Origin of the sequence: uncultured Anaerococcus sp., from assembly GCF_963510575.1 — a bacterium.
GTDB lineage: Bacteria > Bacillota > Clostridia > Tissierellales > Peptoniphilaceae > Anaerococcus.
Window position 1 is genome coordinate 1 of the sequence record NZ_CAUPFR010000021.1, and the last position, 19226, is coordinate 19226.

15 protein-coding genes and 1 pseudogene are annotated in these 19226 nt (G+C 38.1%); 14 read left to right on the forward strand and 2 right to left on the reverse strand.

The annotated features are described in order from the left end of the window. Window positions 1–146: 146 nt before the first annotated feature. The gene (locus RQ907_RS02870) at window positions 147–1850 is read right to left on the reverse strand and encodes a DUF2207 family protein (RefSeq protein WP_311491901.1); all 1704 of its coding nucleotides are present in this window, start codon (window positions 1848–1850) and stop codon (window positions 147–149) included. A 136-nt stretch (window positions 1851–1986) separates the two neighbouring features. On the opposite strand from RQ907_RS02870, the gene RQ907_RS02875 reads away from it, so the two are divergent. The 8 genes from RQ907_RS02875 to RQ907_RS02910 all read left to right on the forward strand — a co-directional run bounded on the left by RQ907_RS02875 (window position 1987) and on the right by RQ907_RS02910 (window position 9878). After that, on the forward strand, window positions 1987–3333 hold the full coding sequence (locus RQ907_RS02875; protein WP_311491902.1) for a TrkH family potassium uptake protein: 1347 nt from the start codon (window positions 1987–1989) through the stop codon (window positions 3331–3333). Window positions 3334–3342: 9 nt separating this feature from the next. Continuing rightward, complete coding sequence (locus RQ907_RS02880) at window positions 3343–4002, forward strand: TrkA family potassium uptake protein (RefSeq protein WP_311491903.1); 660 nt, start codon at window positions 3343–3345, stop codon at window positions 4000–4002. A 330-nt stretch (window positions 4003–4332) separates the two neighbouring features. Further along, complete coding sequence (locus RQ907_RS02885; protein WP_311491904.1) at window positions 4333–4737, forward strand: DUF3842 family protein; 405 nt, start codon at window positions 4333–4335, stop codon at window positions 4735–4737. 199 nt (window positions 4738–4936) lie between these two features. Beyond that, complete coding sequence (locus tag RQ907_RS02890; protein WP_311491905.1) at window positions 4937–6610, forward strand: ABC transporter substrate-binding protein; 1674 nt, start codon at window positions 4937–4939, stop codon at window positions 6608–6610. Next, window positions 6611–7594 (forward strand): ABC transporter permease, encoded by a 984-nt coding sequence (locus RQ907_RS02895; RefSeq protein ID WP_311491906.1) that lies wholly within the window; start codon window positions 6611–6613, stop codon window positions 7592–7594. Beyond that, complete coding sequence (locus RQ907_RS02900; RefSeq protein WP_311491907.1) at window positions 7578–8465, forward strand: ABC transporter permease; 888 nt, start codon at window positions 7578–7580, stop codon at window positions 8463–8465. Before RQ907_RS02895 ends, RQ907_RS02900 begins: the two co-directional genes overlap by 17 nt. 4 nt (window positions 8466–8469) lie before the next feature. Continuing rightward, window positions 8470–9273 (forward strand): ABC transporter ATP-binding protein, encoded by an 804-nt coding sequence (locus tag RQ907_RS02905; RefSeq protein WP_311491908.1) that lies wholly within the window; start codon window positions 8470–8472, stop codon window positions 9271–9273. Continuing rightward, window positions 9267–9878, forward strand: coding sequence for an ATP-binding cassette domain-containing protein (locus tag RQ907_RS02910; RefSeq protein WP_311491909.1), 612 nt, complete (start codon window positions 9267–9269; stop codon window positions 9876–9878). The genes RQ907_RS02905 and RQ907_RS02910 overlap by 7 nt, the downstream gene beginning before the upstream one ends. Before the next feature lie 98 nt (window positions 9879–9976). Here RQ907_RS02910 and RQ907_RS02915 read toward each other — a convergent pair whose 3' ends face one another. Then, complete coding sequence (locus tag RQ907_RS02915; protein ID WP_311491910.1) at window positions 9977–11230, reverse strand: helix-turn-helix domain-containing protein; 1254 nt, start codon at window positions 11228–11230, stop codon at window positions 9977–9979. Window positions 11231–11503: 273 nt separating this feature from the next. Here RQ907_RS02915 and argF point away from each other — a divergent pair, with 273 nt between their 5' ends. From argF to RQ907_RS02945, 6 genes and pseudogenes are all read left to right on the forward strand, one after another. Then, window positions 11504–12496: an ornithine carbamoyltransferase gene (gene argF / locus RQ907_RS02920; RefSeq protein ID WP_311491911.1), complete on the forward strand. Its 993-nt coding sequence runs from the start codon at window positions 11504–11506 to the stop codon at window positions 12494–12496. 127 nt (window positions 12497–12623) lie between these two features. After that, window positions 12624–13994, forward strand: a complete 1371-nt coding sequence (locus RQ907_RS02925) for an amino acid carrier protein (RefSeq protein ID WP_311491912.1) — start codon at window positions 12624–12626, stop codon at window positions 13992–13994. Window positions 13995–14116: 122 nt separating this feature from the next. Next, entirely contained in the window at window positions 14117–15292 is a 1176-nt protein-coding gene (locus RQ907_RS02930; RefSeq protein ID WP_311491913.1) for a hypothetical protein, read from the forward strand. A gap of 6 nt (window positions 15293–15298) precedes the next feature. Next, window positions 15299–17833, forward strand: coding sequence for an AAA family ATPase (locus tag RQ907_RS02935; RefSeq protein WP_311491914.1), 2535 nt, complete (start codon window positions 15299–15301; stop codon window positions 17831–17833). Window positions 17834–17837: 4 nt separating this feature from the next. Next, complete coding sequence (locus tag RQ907_RS02940) at window positions 17838–19013, forward strand: hypothetical protein (RefSeq protein WP_311491915.1); 1176 nt, start codon at window positions 17838–17840, stop codon at window positions 19011–19013. Beyond that, a pseudogene (locus RQ907_RS02945) lies at window positions 19013–19226 on the forward strand (hypothetical protein); the annotation flags it as partial. The gene RQ907_RS02940 and the pseudogene RQ907_RS02945, both read left to right, overlap by 1 nt.

Below are 19226 nucleotides of genomic sequence, written 5' to 3' on the forward strand. Positions count from 1 at the left end.
GGTTTAAGGGGAGGCGGGTGAGGGACCCTGCGGAAGGTCCCTTGGGCCTCCCCTTTGAACGGAGCAGTTATGTCAATAACTGAATAATATAAGAGATAAGTTCAATCTCGGATTGATAGGTAACAATAACTTATCTTGGATAAGATTTACCTACCGCCTCCTCCACCACCACCGAAGGAACCGCCACCTCCTCCTACGGAAGTTTGGCCTCCAAATCCTGCATTAGAAAATCCTGTGGAACTTGCGTAGGATTGGTTGATGGATTTTGAGTATGATCCTGCGTTGGTGAAAAAGTATGGGTGGTAGATGAAGTAAGGCTCGCCATTGTAGTTTTCGTCTACAAATTCTTGGAAATTGTCGTCCACATTCAAAAGTATGGAGTAGAGGAGGTATTCTTTCCACTTTTTCATCTCTTCAGGAGATTTTGTTCCCTCTTCGTCATAGTCTCTTAAATATGATTTAAAACCTAAAATATTTTCGTAAAGTTTTAGGCCCTTGTCTGTAATCCTTAGTTCCTTTCCAGTTCTTTTGGAAGATAGGAAGGTTTTTTCGTATTCGTAGTCTTCGATGTAGGCTTCTGCCTTTAGGGCCTTAATTGATTCGGATTCAAGTTTGTCGTAGATATTGTCTAGGTCATCCTTCTTTGCTTTTAGATATTTCGAAAAGTCCGAGTCGGTGAGCATTCCGTCGTGTTTTCTAAGGCTTGCCTTGTAAAGCATTTCAAATAAATTTCCTTCTATAGGACCCATATTTTCTGGCCTAGAAATGATTTTTATGGCTTGGACTTCTAAAAATCCTGGTTCACCATCTCCTAGGTCAATATGTCCTTCCATGGCCCATTTTAGGATGAAGGCGTTCATATAGGCTGCACCAAGGTCGCCACCTATGATTGGTATATATTTTATAAGGTAGGCTAGGTTTTCTATGTGGCCCTCATAAGGTACTTGGCGATAATATTTGTTTTTAAAATCATTTGGATGTGGGAGGTCGTCTGCATTTGCTAGGGCTTTTGGATCAAAGCTTAGTTTGACAGCTCTAATTAGGGAAAATATTCCGGCTAGACCAAGAGCACTGGCTAGACTGATTAGGACTTTGGCCCAGATTGGCATTGGGATTTTGTAGGCTGTGCCTTCTTTTTTTTCCCATTTAGATCCCTTGACTGCTTGGTTGGCATAGTCTGCAAAGGTCTTGTCTTCTTTGTAGGATGTAGCGAAAGTTCCCTTTGGGAATTTGACCATGACTGTTGTGTAGTTTATATCTCCAGTTGATTCTAGGATAATTTCCCCATTTTCTTCGTGGATGGCACCCTTAAGGCCAAAGGCCCAAAATTTTATGTCGGTAAAAGGCTTGTAGCCCTTGATTTTGACCTTGACTTTTTCAGTCTCAGGGTCAAAATTATCTCCGACAAAGGTGAAAAATACCATGTCAGCATCCTTTAATCCGATTGCTAGAGGATTTATCTTATAGGATAGCTTGTAGGCGTTGTCAGCGTAGTTTGAAATTCCCCAACAAAGCTCAACCTCATCCTCGCTTCTCTTTATGATTCCCTTTTTGTAGGCCTTTTCTTCAAAAGAAAGGTCGGTGTCCCAAGGTTCTATAGTCCCAAATTTTTTGCCAAAGGCAGTGAGGTTAAAGTCCTCGATTTTTAAGCCTTTGAGGTTGTTAATGGTCTTGTATCTTTCAGTATAGTCTTCATTGGTTTCGTCTATTTTCCAAGTTTCATCTATGTGACCAATACCCTTTTTATCGATGTTTGCTTCTATAGATATTTCCTTAAATTCGTCTGCATGGGAAAAATTTGGGATAAAAACCCCCAAAATAATTGCCATTGTAATTAGTAATTTTTTCATAAATCCTCCTTTGAATAATATTATACTTTAAAATTTTATTAAAAACTCTTTCTAAAAGCTTTGTTTTAAGGCTAGACTTTGACCTTAGGATTTAAGAGGGTAAGATTTCTCTACAGGCAATAATATAGGAGTTATAATGAATAAAAGTTTTATCAATAAAATTTTCAATAAGATTAGCTTAAACCCTCCTATGGTTTTGAGTTTGGGTTTTGCTATTCTTATATCCATAGGTGGGATTTTGTTGTCCCTACCTTTTTTTACGAAAAGTGGCGAGGCGACTGCCCTAGTCGATTCCATGTTTGTGGCAGCGAGTGCTTCTTGTGTAACTGGTCTTACACCAGTTAACACTCTCGAGCATTGGAATACATACGGCCATGTTCTAATCATTATCCTAATCCAAATCGGAGGTTTGGGGGTAATGAGTTTGGCTTCTTTTATTCCCCTTATTTTAGGGAGAAAAATTGGGATGAAGTCTAGACAAGTTTTGAAAGAACAGCTAAATGTGGATAGCCTTGAGGGCATGATTGTGCTTTTTAAATATGTTTTGGTTTTCACTTTCGCTACAGAAATCTTAGGCGCTATGCTTTTGTCTTTTAAATTTATCCCCATGTATGGGGTTGGCACGGGCCTTTGGTACTCAATTTTCCACTCGATTTCAGCATTTTGTAATGCAGGCTTTGACATCTTGGGTGATTCGATTTATCCCCTAAGGGAGGATGTTTTAGTAAACCTTACCCTTTCTATCCTGGTAATTGTGGGAGGTTTGGGTTTTGTAGTGACAAGCGAACTTTTTAGGAGGAGGTCATTTAAGAATATGTCCACCCACTCCAAACTTGTCCTTTCAATCACTGCCATCCTTTTGGTTTTGGGCACTCTTATGTTCTTATTTTTGGAAAGTGGGGACGGGGTTCTCCAATACGAGAGCCTAAAGGGATCGATTTTAGAGTCCTTTTTCCAATCAGTTGTGGCAAGGACTGCAGGTTTTTATTCTGTAGACCTATCGCAAATTAAGGATTCTACAGCCCTTATGCTGATGGGACTGATGTTTGTAGGAGGATCCCCTGGTTCAACTGCCGGTGGAATCAAGACTACAACTTTGGGCGTACTTTTCCTCTCAACCCACGCAGTTGTAAGGGGTGAGAGCGAGCCAGTTGTCTTTGGCAGACACATAGGCACAGAAATTGTCAGAAAGGCCCTAGCAATTTTCTTGGTTTCAGTAGTAATTGTACTTTCGGTTAGTTTTATGCTTACAATTACAGAAAGTGCACCTCTGGTAGATATTTTGTACGAAACTGTATCAGCCCTCGCAACAGTAGGAGCTAGCAAGGGGATGACCCCTCATCTATCGTTTTTAGGAAAGATTTTAATTACACTTTGTATGTACTTAGGCAGGTTGGGACCAATGACCATGGCCTTTGCCTTTGGTATGAAGGCTAAAAAGAGCCTAATCAGATATCCAGAAAGTTTAATAAGTATAGGTTAAGGAGAAAGAATGAAAAATAAAAATGTACTAGTCTTAGGTTTGGGCAGGTTTGGTTCAGCCCTTGCAAGAAAATTATTTGAAAAAGGTGTGGAAGTCATGGCTGTGGATAGGGATTATACCAAGGTTCAAAGAATGGCTGACCAAGTTACTTACGCAGCTCAGGCAGATATGACAGATGAAGAAGCCATGAAGGATTTGGGTATAAAAAACTTTGACATAGCTGTAATTGCTACAGGTTCTAACATAGAAGCCTCTATTGAAGCTACCTTGTTATGCAAGGATGCAGGCATAACTACAGTTGTTGCCAAGGCCACAACTGCTACCCACGAGAGGATTTTAGAAAAAATTGGAGCTGACAAGATAATTTTCCCAGAACTTGACAGTGGGGAAAGACTTGCTAGGGTCATCGCTGGCTCAAACCTCCTTGAATTTATAGAATTTTCTAAGGAATTCTCCCTTGCAGAAGTCAGAGTCCACAAGGCTTGGATAGGCAAAAACCTAATGGATTTGGATTTTAGAAACAAATACAATTTGAACGTAGTGGCCTTTGAAAGAAGTGGCCAAACTATCATAAACCCAGGCCCACACACAGAAATTGAAAAGAATGACTTAATTGTAATAATTGGCAAGAAGGACGATGTGGAGAAAGTTTCTAACGAGGAAAACTAGGAAAACGACAGGAAACTATAAAGACCTTTAAAAAATCAAAGAAAATAAAAATCGCTGAAAGAGTTTGCATAAGTTGAAAATTATGTTATAATATAACCAGCTATCAAATAGCTAGGTTTTTCATTATTAATTCCTTATAGTTTTCCCTTATGAAAACTAGGACTAACTTATTCTTTTCTATCGAAAGAGGGCCCACGGGGTCCTTTTTCATTGGAAAATCAAAAAAAGGGACAAAACTTGTTAAAAAAATTGCTTAAAATTCATTTGTAAAAAAATTTTTCAAAAATAACGTTTTTATGTTATAATGGTATCAATAGAATAGAGGTCAGTATGAATGTATTAGTAATCGACGCCCAGGGTGGGGGTCTTGGCAAGCAACTTGTCCAGTCCATAAGAGAAAAACATAAAGATTTAGATATAACTTGTGTAGGGACAAATTCCCACGCCACATCTGCCATGCTAAAGGCGGGAGCAAGTCGAGCTGCTACAGGCGAAAACGCCCTTATTGTCAATTCCCAAAAGGCAGATATAATTATAGGCCCCATTGGGATCCTACTTACAAATTCTATGTGTGGGGAAATCACTAGTAAAATGGCTGAAGCTGTTTCGATTTCAAGAGCAAAAAGAATCTTGATTCCCTTCCTCCACGATGATAATGTAATTGTAGGTGTGAGCGATTATTCTATGAAAAAATTAATAAGTCTAGCTCTAGAAGAGCTCGAAAAAAATATATAGGCTTTTATCAGAGGTCACCAGTAGGCGACTTGGCTATAGAAATAGCATGATTAGTAGGTACTAGCTTTAATTTTAAATTATACTATGAAGGTATAGAAATTCCCCAAGGGATATTTCTATGCCTTTTTTTGTATCGAAAATTAGACCTTGGAGCTTATAGGTGTTGGAATGTGGCTTATTAAAAAATTAAGGAGAATGTATGAACAAACAAGTAAAGAAATTATTTGGTCTTATGGCCCTAGTTTTCGCTCTAACTGCTTGTGGTAGTGGGTCTGGCGAGAAAAAGGAAGAGGCCAAGGAAGAAGTAAAGACAGAAAGTCAAGAGACTGCCAAAACCGAAGAAAAATCTAAAGAAAAACCAAAAGACGAATTGGTTTTGGGTATTGGCCACGAACCAGAAAAAGGATTTAACCCAATATTTGAATCTTCACACTCAAGTTCTATGATTTTCCACTCAGCTTTATTAAAACGTGACGTGAACCTTCATATAGAAAATGACCTAGCAGAATCTTATAAACTTTCTGTAGACAACAAGACTTACACAGTTAAATTAAAAGACGGCCTAAAATTTGCTGATGGATCACCACTTACAGCAGAAGATGTGGCTTTTACTTACAACACAGCCAAAAAAGAAGCTGCAGCAGGTATAAACCTAGAAAGATTTAAGGAAGCAAAGGTAATAGATGACAAGACAGTAGAAATGGATTTGGAAAAGCCAGATATTTCCTTTACATCTACCCTTGCATCCCTAGGTATAGTTTCTAAAAAATATTACAATGATTCTTATGGTGAAAAACCACTATCAAGTGGACCTTTTGAGCTTGTAGAGTGGAAAAAGGGTCAAGAAATGATTGTAAAACCAAATGAAAATTACTATGGTCCAAAATGTCCATTTAAGAAAATTACTTTCTTATTCTTTAAGGATGACGACCAAGCTCTTGCTACAGCAAGCGAGGGAGTTTGCGATTTAATCAGAGTTCCTTACACAGCTAAGGATATGAAAATCGAAGGCTTCCACCCAATTAGCATAAAGACAATAGATAACAGGGGCATTTCCCTTCCTTACGTGCCAAACGAGGGCAAGGTTACTGACGATAAGTCAATCGCTCCAGGATCTCCAATCGGAAATAACGTTACATGTGATATAGCCATCAGAAAAGCTTTAAATATAGCCATGGATAGGGATGAGATTATAAAAGACGTCCTAAATGGCGAAGCTACCAAGGCAACATCAATCGCAGATAATCTTCCTTGGTACAACGAAGAAACAGCAGAAATTCACGATGGCGACATCGAAGGCGCTAAAAAAATGCTTGACGATGCTGGTTGGAAAGAAGGCTCTGACGGAATTCGTGAAAAAGACGGTGTGAAGGCTAAATTTGACCTTTATTACGCTTACAAAGACAGGGAAAACTTAGCTGTTTATTTCGCAGAAAAGGCCCGTCAAATCGGTATTGAAATAGAAACAAAATTCGGTGACTGGGACTATGTAATGCCACATATGTACGACCAAGCAGTCCTATTTGGTTGGGGTGGTTACGACCCACTAGACATGTACTATTCTTATTCAAGCAAGTACAGGGCCTATGATTTTTATAACACAAACTTCTACTCAAATCCAAAGGTAGATGAGTATTTTGATAGAGGATTGTCATCTGGCAACCTAGATGATTTCTACGACTATTTCAAGAAAGCCCAATGGGATGGCCAAACTGGTTTTTCTCACCTTGGAGATTGTCCATGGGTATGGCTTGTAAATGAAAACCATGTTTACATGGTAAGAGACGGTCTAGAAATCGGACAAACTAAGATAGAACCACACAGCTCTCGCTTTACAATTTTAGATTCAATATCAAATTGGAAGTGGGAATAGATGGTTAAGAGGATTTTAAAAGAATTATTTCTTTTTCTTCTCTTAATCCTCGCTGTTAGTTTTATATCCTTTCTTCTCCTGGACTTATCGCCTATAGATCCCGTCGCAAGTTTTGCGAGAGCGAAGTCTATAGGCTTAAGCCCTGAATCAAAACAAGAATTAATCAAACAATGGGGGCTAGATCAGCCCCTTATGATTAGGTTTTTTTCTTGGCTTAAACACTTAATTAGGGGAGATTTGGGGATATCAAATATTTACGGCAGAAAAGTTTTGGACATAATCAGAGAAGGTTTTTCTAGATCCATTTTACTAATGGCCCTAGCTTGGACTTTTCAAGGTATCTTAGGTATCGGTCTTGGAATTGTGGCAGGGGCAAATGCTGGCAGGCTCAAGGATAAAATTATAAGGGCTTATGCCATTATTTTTGCGTCAACACCAAGTTTTTGGGTGGGGATTTTATTAATTATTGTTTTTTCTTTGAAATTAAAAATTTTTCCATCATCCATGGGTTCACCTGTTGGTGTCCTTAAGGCAGATATCACTTTTGCTGACACCCTAAAACACTTAGTCCTTCCAGCCCTTACTTTGATTTTAGTTGGAGTTTCAAACCTAATCCTACATACAAGATCCAAGGTAATTGATATTTTAAATTCAGATTACGTCCTCTATGCCAAGGCTAGGGGGATGAAAAAAAGTCAGATTTTAAATAAATTTGCCTTTAAAAACTTAATTCTTCCGGGCCTAAGCCTCTTGTTTACATCATTTTCTGAACTTTTCTCAGGGACAGTTTTAGTTGAAAATGTATTTAACTATCCGGGCATAGGCAACCTAACTGTGGAAGCAGGCCTTAGGGGCGATGCGCCACTCTTGTTGGGTTTGGTTTTGTTTTCCTCAATCTTTGTTTACTTAGGAAATAGGATTTGTGACCTCTTGTATTTGGTCATTGATCCGAGATTAAGGAGGATGGATGAAACTCGAAAATAATTTATATACAAAAAACATTACCAGGTCCCACTCTCAAAAAGTAGAGGAAAGGGGACTTAGTCTTAGAAAAAAGACCCTCCTTTTAATATTTATCTCCCTTGCCTTTCTCTCCTTCGTATTCATAAGAGGCTCCTTGATAAATGATAAAACACTGGCGGCTGACTTTGCAAATAAGCTTAAGGCACCAAGCCTTATCCACATTTTTGGCACAGACGCCAGTGGGAGGGATATGGCCCTTAGGACAATTAAGGGCCTTGCAAATTCACTTTATATAGGCATTATCGGAAGTATATCTTCCCTTTTGATTGCCTCAATTTTTTCCCTAATCCTAAGTCTGGGCAATAAAAATATCGACAAGATGGTTAATTTCATCATAGATATATTTTTATCCATCCCCCACATGATGCTTTTGATTTTAATATCAGTTTCAACTGGCAGGGGTGCCCAGGGAGTTATTCTGGGTATTGCCCTAACTCACTGGACTAGCCTAACAAGACTGCTTAGGGGAGAAATTTTAGAATTAAAAAATGAAAATTATATAAAGATATCAAAAGCTCTCGGCAAATCCAAGCTTTTTATCTTTATCCACCACATCCTACCCCATATAGCAGGCCAGATGATCGTGGGACTTATACTTTTATTTCCCCACGCCATTTTACACGAATCTGCCATAAGCTTTTTGGGGTTTGGTCTATCCTTGTCAACCCCGTCCATAGGCATAATCCTATCTGAGTCGATGAAATACTTGCTCCAAGGCCACTGGTACTTGGCGTTTTTCCCGGGACTACTCTTATGTTTGGTGGTTTACGCTATAAATTTACTAGGGGAGAATTTAGGTCGTTTGCTAGACCCATATTCTTATCACAGGTGATTTTATGAATATATTAGAAATTAAAAATTTAAATATTTCTTTTTTTCAATACCAAAAGGGGCTTCAAAGACGTAGGCTAGATGTGGTTAGAAACTTAGATTTAGATTTGAAACAAGGCGAAATAATGGCGATTTTTGGGGCAAGTGGGTCTGGCAAGAGCCTGCTTGTCCACGCCATTTTGGGCCTTTTACCCTATAATGGTTTTTATGAGGGGGGAGTTTATTATAAGGGAGAAGTTCTTGATGAAAACCTCCTGGAAAAAGTCAGGGGCAAGGAAATTTTCTTTATACCCCAAACAATTAACTCCCTTAACCCCCTTCTTAAAACTGCCAACCAAGCCAGGTTGACCCTCAAAAAAACAGATTATGAAAAGCAAGAAGAAGTCTACAGGGATTTTGGTCTTGGCAAGGAAGTTGATAAAATGTATCCCTTCGAACTTTCTGGAGGCATGGCAAGGAGGGTTTTAGTTGCAGATGCAATTCTTTCTGGGGCAGAACTTATAATTGCCGATGAGCCAACCCCAGGCATGGATAAAGAGGCTACAGATGAGATAATTACTTATTTCAAAGACTTAAAGGCAGTTGGCAAGACATCTTTGATTATCAGCCACGATATAAACATGGCCTTGGCTTGTGCTGACAGGATTGGAATTTTTTATGACGGTAGGATTATCGAAGTATCTCCAGTAGAGGCTTTCAAAAACCAAGGCGAAAACCTAAAAAATCCCTATTCCCGTATGCTAATTAGGGCCCTTCCAGAAAATGGCCTAACCTTGCTAACAAACAAAGAGGTGGAAGACCTATGCTAAAAGTAGAAAACTTGTCTTTTTCCTATGATGGAAAAAATAAGATATTAAATAAAGTTAGTCTTGACTTAAATCCTGGGGAAATTTTGGGTCTTATGGCTCCATCGGGTTATGGTAAATCAACACTCGGTAAATTAATGGCAGGTTACATCAAAGCCCAAAGGGGAAGCGTAAGGGTTGATGGTCAAGATATAAATGATCTGAGGGGATTTTTGCCAGTGCAAATGGTCCATCAGGCACCAGAAAAAAACGTAAATATCAGGTGGAAGGTGGATAAAATTTTAAACGAGGGTTGGAATGTTGATAGGGATATAAAGGAAAAATTCGGGATAGAAGATTCTTTTTTGAATAAGTTTCCAACTGAATTATCGGGTGGAGAACTCCAAAGGATTTGCCTGGCAAGGGTCTTGGCGAACAAAACCAAGTACCTTATAGCAGATGAGGTTACAACTATGTTAGACTCCATTAGCCAGGCTCAGATTTGCCACCTTTTACTTCATTTTGCCAAAAAACACCAAATAGGGATTTTATTTATTTCCCACAACAAGGCCCTAGTTGACGCCATAGCTGACAGGGTAATCGACCTAAAAGAGATAAATCAAATATAAGTTGTAAATTACAAGTAAAAAGGATTTATAAATTAATTAGAAAAGAGAAAATAAGTTAGAAAATAGGATTGAAATAGTCCCAAATTTGGGATTTGGGACTAGTAGTTGTTTTTAAAATCAGCTTGGTGACCTGCCCTAAATTCTGAAGGAGGCATACCAAGGTGCTTTACAAAATTACGGAGCAGGGTTTTTGATGAATTGTAGCCGACATTTATGGCTATATCTGCAATTGGGTCATCTGTATTTACCAAGAGTTCGCAAGCTGCGTGGACCCTGACCTGGTGGAGGTAGGAATAGAAGTTTTGCTCCATAAAATAAACAAAAATCTTGTTTATATTTCGAGGGGTTATGTCAAAGTTTTTGGCCACGTCCATTATATCAATATCCCTGGCATAATTTTGATTTATATAGTCGATAAGCTTTAAATCTTCAGGTTTGAAGGTAAAAGCCACATCCCCTTCTATAAGCTGGTTTAGTTTTCTAAAGTCCTTGGTACCCATGGATTGCTTGGACTGAAAGACTTTGGAAAGTTGGGCTGGGTCTGAATAATGAACTGCCTTTGCGATTTCCTTAAGGGTCATAGAAGTGTGGATAAGGAGGAACTTCGCCTTATAAATCCTGATTTCATGGAGGATATCGAGAAAACCAAGACCTGTCACATCCTTGATATACTGGCTAATGGCAGATTCTGACATTAGAAAAATTTTCGATAAGACTTCAAGACTTATATCCTTGGATGAATTTAAAAACATATACATAAAGATATTTTCGGCTTTGGTTGCGACCGATTCGCCAAAAGTATCCTTATCGTTTACATATCTCATATAGATAATCAAAAGCTCTGTGATCTTGCACATAAGATAAATAGTGGAGAATTTTTTCTTGGTGTGGATGATTTGGTTTAGGCTATGGACGCCTACTTCGGTCCTTATATCCTCAAAGATAGCTTCGATTTTATCGCTAGCTTCTAAGTCATAGAGGGCAGACTCGTTTGTATATAGACAATTGATAAAGTCAACGTCTTCCTTGTTGAGGTTTAATTGGCTTTTCATGTAAATATTGATAAGGTTAAAATTATAAACTAAAAGATAATAAGAAATTTTCCTCTCAACTTCTATAATTTCGGAAGTTTGCCAAGGAAGGATAGAAATAATTGTGCCAGGGGCCATCTTGTAGACCCTATCCTGGATTTTAATTTTTCCCTCTCCTTCTAGGATATATAAAAACCTGCTATGCTTGTGCATGAGAGGTAGGGTTTTTCCATCATCTGATTGGATATCAAAACTGATAAGGTTTGAATCTGTCATTGACGATGAAAACGAATCCTGTAGCCTAACATATTTTTTTCCCATAAAGAAATCCTCCTTACTATATGATATTTTTTATAAATGTAAAATCAAGATTTTTTTTAAAATTTTTATAATATTCATACAAAAAACGTTTGCTTATTGAAAAAATCGTCATTTTCTTGCAAAAATAGTCAAGAAAATGGCGATTTTAAATTTTTGACAAAAAATAAAACCTTATTTGTCCGAACCGGATTCTGATTATGTGATATGATATAAGTGTGAAATCGTTACTATAAAAATTTATTGGTAACAAATAATAACAAAGGAGAGATTATTATGGCAAAAAATTTCAGAGGAAAATCATTTTTAAAGTTACTTGATTTCTCAACTGAGGACATTAGATACTTATTAGACCTATCTAAAAACTTCAAGGATATGAAAAGAGCAGGTGTTCCTCACAGATATCTAGAAGGCAAAAACATTGCTATCATATTCGAAAAAACATCTACAAGAACAAGATGTTCATTTGAAGTAGCTGGCTATGACCTTGGCATGGGCGTAACATACCTTGACCCAACAGGTTCTCAAATTGGTCATAAAGAGTCTGTAGCTGATACTGCTAGAGTTCTTGGTAGAATGTATGACGGTATTGAATTTAGAGGATTCAAACAAGAACACGTAGAAGATCTAGCTAAATACTCAGGTGTTCCAGTAGGGAATGGCCTAACAGATAAATTGCACCCAACACAAATGCTAGCTGATATGCTAACAATCGAAGAACATTTTGGTCGTCTAAAAGGACTTAAATTTGTATATTTCGGCGATGCTAGAAATAACATGGCAAACTCTCTAATGGTAGTTTGTGCTAAACTTGGTGTAAACTTTGTAGCATGTGCTCCAAAAGAGTTATTCCCAGAAGAATGGCTAGTTAAAGAATGCGAAAAAATCGCAGCTGAAAACTTCTCAACAGTTACTCTTACAGAAGATGTAGACGCAGCAAGCAAAGACGCTAACGTAATCTACACAGACGTTTGGGTATCTATGGGTGAACCAGAAGAAGAATGGGAAAAGAGAATTAAGATTCTTAAACCATACCAAGTAACAAAAGAAGTTATGGCAAACGCAGACAAAGAAGCTATCTTCCTACACTGCCTACCATCATTCCACGACAAAGAAACAAAAGTTGGAAAAGAAATATTTGAAAAATATGGTATGGAATCAATAGAAGTAACAGACGAAGTATTTGAAAGTGCACAATCATTAGTATTTGAAGAAGCAGAAAACAGAATGCATACTATAAAAGCAGTTATGTATGCAACCCTTTGCTAGTTTTATAAACTAGACTATAAACACAAGGATGGAACCGGCGGAAGGAAGTAGGCTTAGATTCTTGAAAAAATTTCACTAGTCTAAGCTGAAAGCTTCCAGCCAGGGTTCCATATAAAAAGGATTTATTATGCAAAATATATTAGATATGATATCAAAACTTACAGGTTGGTTCTGGGGATGGCCTATCCTTATAGTATTATTAGGTGGTGGTCTTTTAATCTCATTTAGAATGGGATTTGTTCAAATAAAATACCTTCCTTTCGTACTTAAGCAAACGTTTGGAAAGATATTTAAATCTGATGTTGGTGGTGAAGGATCAGTTTCACCATTCCAAGCAGCTTCAGCAGCCCTTGCTTCATCAATCGGGGCAGCTAACATAGTTGTAGCTCCATCTATCATCTTTACAGCAGGTCCAGGAGCAGTATTCTGGATGTGGATAGCAGCTCTTATAGGACAAGGTACAAAATTTGCAGAAATCGTACTTGGTATTAAATACCGTGAGAAAAACGCTGATGGCGAATTCGTAGGTGGTCCATCTTATACATTTAAAAAAGGTATAGGTGGTACTCTTGGTAAGATAATGGGATTTTTAGTTTCTTTCTTCTTTATGATTGAAATCCTTCCATCAATTACCCTACAAACAATCTCAGCAGTAGGTCCTCTTGAACAATTAGGTCTTAGCCGTCTAGTTGGCGCAGTTGTTATTACTATCTTAGTAGTATTAGTAGCTTACGGTGGTATCAAGAGAATCGCTCAAGTAACTGAAAAAATGGTTCCATTAATGGCAGCTATTTATATCATAGCAGGTCTTATAGTTATAATCATGCACATCGACCAAGTTCCAGCAGCATTTAAAGAAATCTTTGTTGGTGCTTTTAATCCAAGAGCTATCGGTGGTGGTGTTGCAGGCGCAGGTATCTCAGCTTTAATCAAAGCCGGTGCAGCTAGAGGATGCTACTCTAACGAAGCTGGTATGGGTTCTGCTCCATACGCACACGCTACAGCAGTTACTGACCATCCATGCCGTCAAGGTATGTGGGGTATCTTCGAAGTTATCGCTGATACAATCATAGTTTGTACAATCTCTGCCCTTGTTGTATTAACAACAGGTCTATGGCAAAACCCAGATATGAAAGATATCGGAGTTGAAAGAGCATTTAACTCAGCTTTCGGTCAAATCGGTACCGCAATAATCGCAGTTTCACTCTTCCTATTCGTACTTTCTACAATCATAGTAATAGTATTCTACGCTGAAAAACAAGGTGAATACTTATTTGGTACAACAGTAGGTAAGATAGTTAGATTTATAGCTTGCGCTATGATCCTTCTTGGTGGTTTTGTATCATTTGATAACGCAGGAGTATTTCTTGATGCAACCCTAGGATTAGTTGTATTTACCAACATGGTTGGTATGATTATCTTAAGTGGTGAGATTAGAGAACTTGTTGATGAATTCTTCGGAGATTCTAAATTCTACCCAGGAGCAAAAGAAAAATAAATTAAACTAAGGTTTAATTAACAGGTGCATAAAACTAAAAATGTCCGATTCTTTCGGATATTTTTAGTTAAGGCATTTGAAAAAAATATAAATTCAAGATTTATCTTGTTAAGGATTATTTAATGGAAGAATTAGATGAAATAAGAGACGAATTAAAAATGGACAAAACCATAAAGAAAGATGTTGGCCCAGAGGTATTTATATTTCTGATAGCCTTCTTAGGCCTCTTTATCTATATGGGTTCTATAATGGGCGGGACAAACATGATCAAGACTATGATGATGACATCATACGATCTTTTGATGAACGTCTGCCTATATTTGATGGCCGTTGCAGTTTTAGCAGGTGGTATATCTGCTATATTTTCAGAATTTGGCGTTATTGCCTTAGTAAACAGGCTTGTTTCAAAGATAATGAAGCCTATATACGACCTACCAGGTGCATCTTCTCTTGGTATGCTAAATTGTTTTATGTCTGATAACCCAGCCATATTAACTCTTGCAGCTGATGATAACTTTAGAAAGTATTTCAAAAAATACCAGATGCCAGCCCTAACCAACCTAGGAACTTCCTTTGGTATGGGACTTATCACTGTTACATCTATGATGGCCCTACCAGTTGATAATGCTATGAAGGGTGCCCTTATTGGACTTCTTGGTGCTGTAGTTGGTTCTATCATATCAGTTAGACTTATGATTTCTAGGACCAAAAAATATTACGGTACAGAAGAGATGGTTGAAACCAAGGGAGCAGCAAACGTACCAGATGGATATAGAAAAGTCAGAGAAGGATCACCAGGGGCTAGGTTTATAACAGCCTTCCTAGATGGTGGTAAGGTCGGAGTAGACATGGGTGTTGCAATAATCCCAGGTGTTTGCCTCATTTGTACCCTAGTAGTTATGCTTACAAATGGTGCAGGACCTAACGGTTATACAGGTGAAGCCAACCAAGGAATTGCAATATTACCAATGATAGGTGAAAAACTTGCCTTCCTCATCAACCCACTTTTTGGTTTTAACTCACCAGAAGCCATAGCTGTTCCAATCACAGCCCTAGGCTCAGCTGGAGCTGCTATTGGTATAGTAGCAGATATGTCTGGCAGAGGCATCGTAACAGCAAACGACATAGCAGTATTTACATCAATTTGTATGTGCTGGTCAGGCTATTTATCAACCCACATAGCCATGATGGATGCCCTAGAGACAAAAGAAATGACAGGAAACGCAATATTGTGCCATACTATAGGAGGTTTAGGAGCAGGAGTTGCTGCTCACCTAATATATATGGTGTTAGGATAGGTAAATATGGATATAAGTAAGTATTCCCAATCTTCTGTGGAAATTATTAAGGAAGCTAACAAGGTTGCTATTAGAAAAAATAATGTAGAGGTATCTGACCTTCACATTTTCTATGCGATTTTAACCTTGGAAGAAAAATTGATAAGGACTTATTTTAAGGAATTAAAGCTAATCTACCAAGACATTTTAGATGGTACAGAAAATGCCTTGACTAAATTAAGGTCAGCTAAGGGGATTAGCTCACTTTACACATCTAGGTCCTACCAAAGAGCCCTTTTAATAGCAGAAGAAATTTCTAGAAACCAGTTTGAAGAAAAAATTAAGACCGAACATTTGGTGTTGGCCCTTTTGAGGGAGGCTGATATGCCGACGGCAAAACTTGCGGCTACACATGGTCTAACTTATGAAAAATTTAACGAACTTGTTGCCAAGAAATTTAACGAATACCTACTAAAGGGCGTTGACCAAGAAACTATAATTAACCTTGAAAAATACGGAACAGTTCTCACCAAGGAAGCCATCGAAGGAAGGCTAGATCCAGTGATTGGCAGGGAAGAGGAAACCAGAAACGCCATCAGGATTCTTTCTAGAAGGATAAAAAACAATCCGGTTTTAATCGGAGATGCGGGTGTTGGTAAAACTGCCATAGTTGAAGGGATTGTCCAGAGGATTGTGGCAGGCGATGTGCCTGATGATTTGAAAGATAAGATTATTTTTTCCCTAGACATGACAGCCCTAGTGGCAGGTGCCAAATACAGGGGAGATTTTGAAGAAAGACTTAAAAAAATTCTTGAAATTATCAAGGACTCTAAGGGAAGGATAATTCTATTTATAGATGAAATCCACAACATAATTGGCTCTGGTTCTGCATCGGGAACTATGGATACAGCCAATATGCTAAAGCCAATGCTTGCCCGTGGGGAGATTTTAACCATAGGAGCAACTACCATCGAGGAATACAGAAAATATATCGAGGTAGACAAGGCCTTAGACAGGCGTTTTCAAAAAATCTTAATCGAAGAACCGAGCATTGAAACAACCATAGCCATCATGAGGGGAATCAAATCAAAATACGAAAACCACCACATGATAAAAATTACAGACCCTGCCCTTACAGAGGCAGTCAAGTTATCAAAGAGGTTTTTGACAGATAGAAAACTCCCAGATGTGGCAATTGACGTTATAGATGAGGCCTGTGCCCAGGTGAAGATGGCAAGAGACCAAAAACCAGAAGAACTGGATAAGCTCCATAGGGAGATTGTCCAGCTTGAAATGGAGAACATTGCCCTAAAAAACGAAAAAGATAGCCTATCGACTCACAGGTCCAAGGAAAAAGAAGAACAAATCAAAAAGCTTGAAGAAGAGCTTGCTGAAAAAACTGAACTCTATGAAAAAGAAAAAGAAAGACAAGAAACTATTGTCAAACTCGAAAGAGAAATCGACATCATTGGCTTTGAAATTGAAGAAGCCAAGGATAAGAGAGATTTTGAAAACCTAGATAAGTTTGTAAGTCTAAAAGAAAAAGTAAGCGAAAAGTTAAAGAAAATAGAAAATCAGGGCGAATTTTATCCCCTAAGGACCAAGGTCGGTGTATCGGAAGTTAAGGATATCATTTCAAAGATGAGTGGGATGCCAAAGTCCAAGCTCCAATACGACAAACTTGATTCTATAAAACAAGTAAGGGAAAAACTCAAGGAAGAATTCGTTGGTGGCGATGATATGATTGATAAGATTATCAATACCTACATCATAGCTGAGGGTGGACTTTTTGAGAGAAGTAAACCTGTCCTAAGTTTCCTTGTTACAGGGCCATCATCTTCGGGTAAGTCTTATATAGCCAAACTTTTGGCAGATTATCTCTATGAGGGGGAAAAATCCCTACTTAGCTTTGATATGAGCGAGTTTACCGACAAGTCATCAATCACCAAGCTAATTGGTGCACCTCCAGGCTATGTTGGTTACGAATTTGGAGGAGTTTTGACCCAGGCTTTAAGGACTAGACCTTACAGCGTGTTGGTTTTTGAAAATATTGAAAATGCACATTTTGAAGTGCAAAACCTAGTTTTACAAATCATCCAAGACGGAACCATCAAGGATAATAAGGGACGTGATATCAACCTTAAAAATTCTATCGTGGTTTTAACTATGACTGTAGATGGGGATGATAAGTATGAAGAATACGCCAAAGAAAAGCTCGACGTCGACTTTGGCAAGTATGTAGATTATGTCTTCAAATTAGGCCGTCTTGATGATGATAAGTTGGATAAGCTTATTTCTCTAAATTTCAAAGACTTAGAAAAAGCCCTAGGAGAAAGGCAAATAAAGCTTTCCTATGCTGATGGATTTTTCCAAAAGTTTAGCGAATATATAAGAGAAGAGGGCTTTGATGCAAGGAGCCTAAAGAAGCTTATAGAACAGGATGTTTACTTTTTGATTTGCGAGAAAAACCTCGAAAGCGAAATAAAAGCATTCTCAGAATTAACTTTAGATTTTGATAGGAATTTCACTGTCAAATTAAAAGAAAATAAAAATAAGGAGTAGAAAAATGGAATTTAAAGTACCAGAATTTGTTACACCAGACTTTTCAGAAGAAAAGTTCAAGAAAGCACAAAATATTAGCCTACAAGAAGTAGAAAAAGACGGTGTTGCACCTGATGATTTCTACCTTACCCGTCACATGCCAACATTTTATAAGGTTGATGGCGAGTGGCAATTACCTGAACATACATCTATCAACTGCGTGGCAGTTTTAAAAGACGGCAAAATAGAAATAGTTGAAATAAGAGAGCTCAAAAAGGGCGATCAAGTCGTAGTAAGCGAAGACGGAAAGCTTGAAGACGGTATATTTGTTTACAACAACGCCTTCCCAGAAGATGTATATTCTAAACCAGGCAAGGCTGTAGAAACATCATTTTCTGAAGACTATGACAACCTCTTCGAACTTTTAAGGCACGAAAGAGATTCAGAAGATGGTTATATAGTATGGGTACTAGGTCCATCAGTAGTATTTGACTACGATACAAGAAAAGCCCTTAACCAACTAGCAGAAAATGGCTATATCAACTGCCTTTTAGGCGGAAATGCCATGGCAACCCATGACCTCGAAGGTGGATTTTTAAATACAGCTCTTGGTCAAAATATCTACACCCAAGAAAATCAACCAATGGGCCACTATAACCACCTTGACCTCCTAAACGAAGTTAGAACAACAGGTTCAATCAAAGATTTCATCGCAAGTGGAAATGTAAAAGACGGTATCATCAAGACCCTATCAGATATGGACGTTCCATTTGTACTTTCAGGTTCAATCAGAGATGACGGCCCACTTCCAGAAGTAATTGGCGATGAAGACAGGGCTCTTTCTGAAACAAAGAAAGAACTCGACAAGGCAACAGTAATTATTTGTATAGCAACCATGCTCCACTCCCTATCAGTAGCCAACATGGCATCTAGCTATAGGATCAGAAAAGACGGTAAAATTTCACCAGTTTACCTCTATTGTGTAGACGTAACAGAAAACGTAGTCCACAAGGTAGGAGCAGCTAGGGAGAATCTTGCCTATGTACCAATGGTAACAAATGTACAAGATTTCGTAGTAAACTGTGAAAAAGCTCTAGTAAGTCCAGCCAACAAGGCCTTTGCTAGAGAAATGGAAATTCCTGAAATGGAATATGTAGAAGCAGGTAAAAAAGCTGATAGCAATGAAGGAGAGATACAATAATGAAATTTGAAATGCCAAAATACCATCATCCAGATTTTGAAAAAGATTTTCTAAAAAATGCCCCAAATGTAACCCTAGAAGAAGTAAAGGTAGATGGCCTAAGCCCTAGAAATTACCACGCTCGTTCAGTTTATCCAGAATACTGCAAAATAAACGACAAATGGGTTCTAGCAGCAGAAGCAAGAATGGATACAGTTTGTGTAGCAAACGACA